General features: G+C 48.7%; 1 protein-coding gene. It reads left to right on the forward strand.

Annotated elements, in window-relative coordinates; genetic code table 11:
• Positions 1 to 12 precede the first annotated feature (12 nt).
• Positions 13 to 6,234, forward strand: a 6,222-nt coding sequence (locus tag BP71_RS37520; protein WP_496387001.1) for a hypothetical protein, incomplete at its 3' end; no start/stop codon positions are given.

Raw genomic sequence — 6,234 nt, forward strand, 5'->3', positions numbered from 1 at the left:
TCTATTTCAAGCGTGAAAAAACTTTCCATTCTTCTGTTACTACTACTGTTGGGGCTTGGTGGCTATTGTCAAACACCCGGACAGCCGTTAGGGGACGGTCCGCGGGCTGCGACGTTGGCGGCAGGTACACAGGCGTCCGCTTCGCTGTTCACCGGCCAGGCGATCGTAAACATCCCGGTTTACACGGTGAGCCACGACAACATCAGTGTACCGGTAGCACTGAATTACAATTCCGGGGGGGTCAAGCCCGACGAGCACCCCGGATGGGTCGGGTTGAACTGGAACCTTCAGGCAGGGGGGTTTATTACCCGGAAAGTGAACGATTTGCCCGATGACTGTGACTGGGATTTTCAAACTAACAGTTTGGATAAAATTCAGTATGGTTACTATTGGAAGAGAACGATCCTGAACAACAATTTGAACGGGAATGTGGATTTCGATGCGAATGAGAAATTCGATACTGAACCGGATGAATTTATTTTTAATGTTAACGGACTGACAGGCAAGTTTTTCTTACAGGAAAACGGTTCGTGGATTGTTCAAGGGACAAAGACATTCCGGGTTGAGTTCAACGGTAGCTTTCTTAATACGCCGATGGGTTATGGGTCTAAATTCTCCCGTGCTCCGGCCACATTCGCCGGTTTTACCATTATCACCGACGACGGGACGAAATATAAATTCGGAGGGGTAAACTCCGCGATACAGTACAGTATACCCATATTTTACAACCGTGAGCTTCCATTCACAGCAGACACCTGGTATTTGACTGAAATAGAGACGACGGATGGGAACAAGGTCAATTTGTCGTACAGCGAGGATGCGGCCAACCCTTTTACTGCCGCCATGAGCCAGTCTGTGGAGTACGTGAAAAAGGCAGACCCTCAAGAGGAAAAAAATTGGTTTGATGAGAGAGGGTATTATCAAGGATTACTGATCAGGCCGGTTCACCTCAGGCAAATAGATACGCCTTCCGAGCGTGTTGTGTTTCAGACCTCTCAATCCGTTGAGTTGAGGTGGCCAAATCATGTTTTTCCTGTCATTGCTGCTGACCATGAAAAAAGGAAGCCAGTCGTAAATTTTCTTAATCAAGCCAATTACGATATCAGCAAAGCAGTTACCGAGAACGGTTCGCTGACCTATATTATTGACCCCTATAAATTCCAGTGGCAGAAGCTTGACAAAATATTCGTTTTTAGCAAAGCGAATCTTCCGGCAAATATTGGTGAATATCAAGCTAAGTCGGTGCGAGAATACGGGTTTGCCTATAATAACGATCCGCAGAAAAGGCTTATGCTCCAGTCGGTATCACAGGCCAGAGATGATCGTCAAATTAAAACTGCTTTCACTTATTATCACGATAATGCGGTAGTGCTTCCTGATTACTGTGATGAAAACGGGAAACTGGACCATTGGGGACATTACAATGGTAGAAGCCTGAACCTCAAATCAAAGGTGAACGGCATCCTCAACAGCGGCCAGATGGAGGCCGCAAAGCGGGTGCTGTTTAAGTACTTGTTTGAAACCGAATACAAAGAAAGCCGTGCGTCGGGAGAAACCCTGAACCTGGCTTTGGAGGGAAGTTTGCAATCTGTGATTTATCCAACAGGGGGGCAAACTTTGTTCACCTACGAGCAACACACTTATTCGAAGCAACTGGGCCTGGACAACACAGTCTCCTCCCTTCCAGCTCCCTCTATTTCCGGTGGTTTGCGTATCAGAAAGATTGAAGAAAAAGACGGTGAGACGCTCATCTCACGCAGAGAGTATGATTACATGAATAGTGGCACACAGACAAGCGTGCCGGTATATTACCATCCATTGTTTGGGAACGATATGGATAACCAGGCGGGGCTTTATTCTTTGTTTGTAACCAACTACAATCCTTATAGTAACCCTGCTATAACCTATGAAAATGTAAAGGAATCCAGCCCCAACACCGGATACTCCCAATTTTTGTTCCAGACTTTCAAAGCCAATGGGGATGTACCCTCAGACGAGTTTCCGGCTGGCAACAATTGGGGAACGCCCAGGTACACTTATCGCACTCCTCCGATGTTCTTTCCCATGAGCAACCGGGAATTTATGCGTGGGCAGCTGCTGAGGAAGGACGTTTACAATCAGGCGGGGAAATTGTTGTCCACTCAAAAGTATACGTATAATACGACACCATTGCCTGACTTGGGAAGCTTTTCACGTTCACTGAGAATGGTATATGACACCCGTTGGGCAGGCTTTCCGATGTCGGGGATCGATGCCCGATACAAATATTACTATAAACTTTTTAGTCATACTTACGGGCCGACACTGGAAGAAAATTATGCCTATGACCCCAACACCCCAGTAGCGGATAATTCCCGGTTCGTCTACACAAAGACAGAGTATTCCTATAATCAACTAAGCCAGGTTGAGGTAACAAAGACCACTTATCCTGATGGGAAGATCATCGCGGAAAGATCGAGGTACCCAATCGATTACTACCCTGTTCAACCCAACCATGTGATTGGACAGATGGTGATTCGCAATATGGTTGGGATTCCAATAGAGTACCAGACCCACAGGGTTGACAAAAACCCGATCATGGTCCTGGGCGGCAGGCTAAACATTTTCGTGGACAACCCTCAGCAAGGTGGGATAAAGCTTTCGGAGAGCTATGAGATGAAGACGAATGCAGATTTGTCAGGGGCCCTTTCGTATCTGGATGGACTTAATTTCATTTATGACGACCGCTATAAAAACCAACCTCCGGTTATCAAACACCATCAGTACACCCCCCAGGGTAAACCTTATATCTTCACGACAGCCGATGGTCTTACCTCAAAAACGACCTATTTCGCAGACAACAGCGTGTCGGCGGGCAGTGTCGCGGGGGCGGTGGCATCAAAAAATGTGATAGGTAATTTCAATCCAGCCAACCCCACAAGCCACACCGACTACCAGCAGACAAAAACCTCTTTCAAGTATCAGCCCGGTGTGGGCGTGAAAGAGGTAACCGATGCACGTGGGCGGAAGACCGCCTATAATTATGACGAGATGGGTCGGCTTATTGACGTAAGGGACCATTCGAATAATTACCTGAAGTCATACGCATACAACTATCGGACTTCCCCCATCGTCGCGCCCGTGATAGGGAGCTTTGTGCAGACGGAGCTCTGCCCGATCGATAACAGTTGCACGCCGCCAGCCGCTCCGACGGTAGGTAAAACCTCGGGGACAACCGTATGTGTTTCTCCTGCACAGCAGGTTACATTGACAGCCAATGCGGGAGGTGGTATAATAAGTTGGTACCGCGACGGTGTACTCATCCAGGATGCAACTGCCCTTACCTATACCACGAACCTGCCTGGAATGTATTCAGTGAAGGTGACATCCGGAGGTTGCGCAAGCGCCATGTCCAAAGCCGTTCTGGTAAAACAGACCGCGGGTTGCTTTGCGGATGATAACTGTATTGTTACAAAAGTTAAATTGTTGTGGCGAACTTCTGACAAAGACCGACTTATTGGTGCGACAATCCAAGGGTCCGACGACGGAACGCAATGGACAACGATCCATACTTTTAGAAGTGAAGCAACTGGTTCGTGGGAAGAGTTCCCTATTGCGAATTCGAGAAAATTTCAGCATATCCGTTATGCGGCAACTGAGGAGACGGGTGTGGGAGACCTTCGTGAGATCTGGTTTTTTAATGGCAACACTTTGTTAACAGGAACTGCATTTGGATCAGAACCTAACATTGCGGGGCTGGGATGGCCTAATGCAATGGACGGAGATGAAAATTCTGTCTGGCATGCCGAATATCGTCCGCCTTTGGCACACCTTGGCAGCAGTAACTTTGTAGGATTGACTTTACCATGCGCAACTAGCTTAATCACACCGACTTTGTACAGGATAGCGGGGAGCACTGTTTGCACAAACGGTAATCAGGCTGTGACTTTGAAGGTGTCAGGTTATTCGGGTTCTGTAAAATGGTACAGGGATGGGGTTCTGGTTGCGGATAGCACTCGCCTTGAATTAGTTGTGAAGGAGGCAGGAAAATATACTGCACGCTCTTCTTCGGGTACTGGATTGAGTAATTATTCAAACGAAATCATTGTACAGCAGACACCGGACTGCGTGCCCGTAGATGTCAAAAAATGTGTGGTGGACCGGGTGCGCTTCTTATGGCGCACGTCAAACCTCGAACGCCTTGCAGGTGCGACGATCCAGGGGTCTCCCGACGGTGTGACCTGGAATGTTCTTTATACATTCCCGGCTAATGCGGTCGCGTCTCGTGGATGGGACGATGTTACGTTCGGTAATACCACGCCTTATCAGCATGTACGTTATGTGGCGACTAGCAATAATGGTGTGGGGGATCTTAGGGAAATCCTTTTTTACAGTGGTGGGATACAGCTTACCGGAAAGGGTTTTGGGTCTGAACCCAATATCTCGGGTATGGAGTGGATCAAAGCACTGGACGGCGATGAAAGTACGGCATGGCATGCGCAGTACCAGGGTATTGGAGCACATGTAGGGAATACCAATTTCGTCGGGATAAGTTTGTCTTGCGCTACCTCTTGTATTACGCCAGTAGTTTATAGGACTGCGGGGAACGCGGTATGCCCCAATGGTTCGGAATCGGTCAGGTTGACAGCCTCCGGCTATTCAGATTCCCTGCGGATACAATGGTACAAGGGCGACGCCCTGATTCCTGGGGCAAACAAGGTCAATTACGAAACGAAGCTTCCTGGTTCGTACAAAGCAAGATCGTCTGCGGCTACCGGATGTTTGAGCGCGTATTCTAACGCTGTTGCGATCCAGCAATCCTCGACTTGCGTTACAGTCGACAATTGTGTGGCAAACAAGGTGCGCCTAATGCACCGCAACACCAACCTTACCCATTTGAAAGGCTCCGAAATTCAAGGCTCGAATAATGGAATCGATTGGGAACTGATCGGAGTAATAGACACTGTCGCCACGGGTGGCTGGCAGGAGTTTGGCTTCAACAATACGAACGCCTACCACCACGTGCGCTTTGCAGCGGGGCAGAGTAGCTATGGCGAACTGGTTGAAATGGAGTTTTATAATGGTGCGTCGAAGCTGGTTGGTACTGCTTTCGGTTCAGAGCCAAACGTCGGGCCGACCCTCAAATGGCAGTATGCAGTTGATGGTAGTACGGCAACTTCGTGGCATGGCAAATTTGAAGGTACCGGGGCGCATGCGGGAGAGAGTAATTTTGTTGGATTGACTTTAAAAGGATGCGGCTCGACCTGCATTACACCAGTGATATCGGTTATTTCCGGCAGCAAGGTTTGCCCCAGCGGTACTACTGTTACTTTAACAGCCTCTGGTTTTACGGGTAGAATCAACTGGTACAAGGACGGAAAGCTGCTCGAAGGAGATACTTTGGTAACTTATCAAGCAAACTCGGCGGGAAGGTATAGTGCCCGTTCTTCCGCTGCCAATTGCACGAGCGCGTTCTCAAACGAGATTGTCTTGGAGCAGGATGCGAATTGCTTCCCTCCGAATAATGATAAGTGTATCGTTAATAAGGTCCGCCTGCTTTGGCGTGCCAATGACCTGGGACGCTTGAACGGCGCAACTATCCAAGGCTCAGATGACGGTCGTACATGGAATGTGATCTACGAATTCCAGGGCTCCGCGAAGCAAGATGAGTGGAATGAGTTCGAGTTGAAAGAGCAGACACGGGCGTATCAGCACATCCGTTATGCTGCAACGCCCAACAGCGGAGTGGGAGATTTGCGGGAGATTGTTTTCTACCACGATAATTATGTGTTGACAGGTACTGTTTTTGGCTCGGAACCGAATTTGCCGAACCAGGGATGGACCAATGCATTGGATGGAAATGTAAACACACAATGGCACGCACAATACCTACTGCCGTCCGGGCATCCAGGTAGCAGCAATTTTGTCGGGATCAGCTTGCCTTGTGCTACCACCTTGATCACGCCGGTTCTGTATAAGAGTACCAATGGGGATGTCTGCCCCAGTGGGGAATCGGTATTATTGACAGCTTCGGGTTTCAGTGGAGGCTTGGAATGGTACCGTGATGGTGTGAAGTTGACCACCGGCGCCAGCGATACGACGTATCTGGCCAAAATTGCGGGGACCTACACAGTACGATCGAAGTCGGTCAGCTCATACAGTGGTTTTTCAAATTCCATAGTTTTAAAGCAATCTTCGGGTTGCGTTCCTCCTGCTGGCAACCAGTGTACAGCGAATATGGTGAAACTGATGTGG

The sequence above is a fragment of the Dyadobacter ginsengisoli DSM 21015 genome (assembly GCF_059568735.1).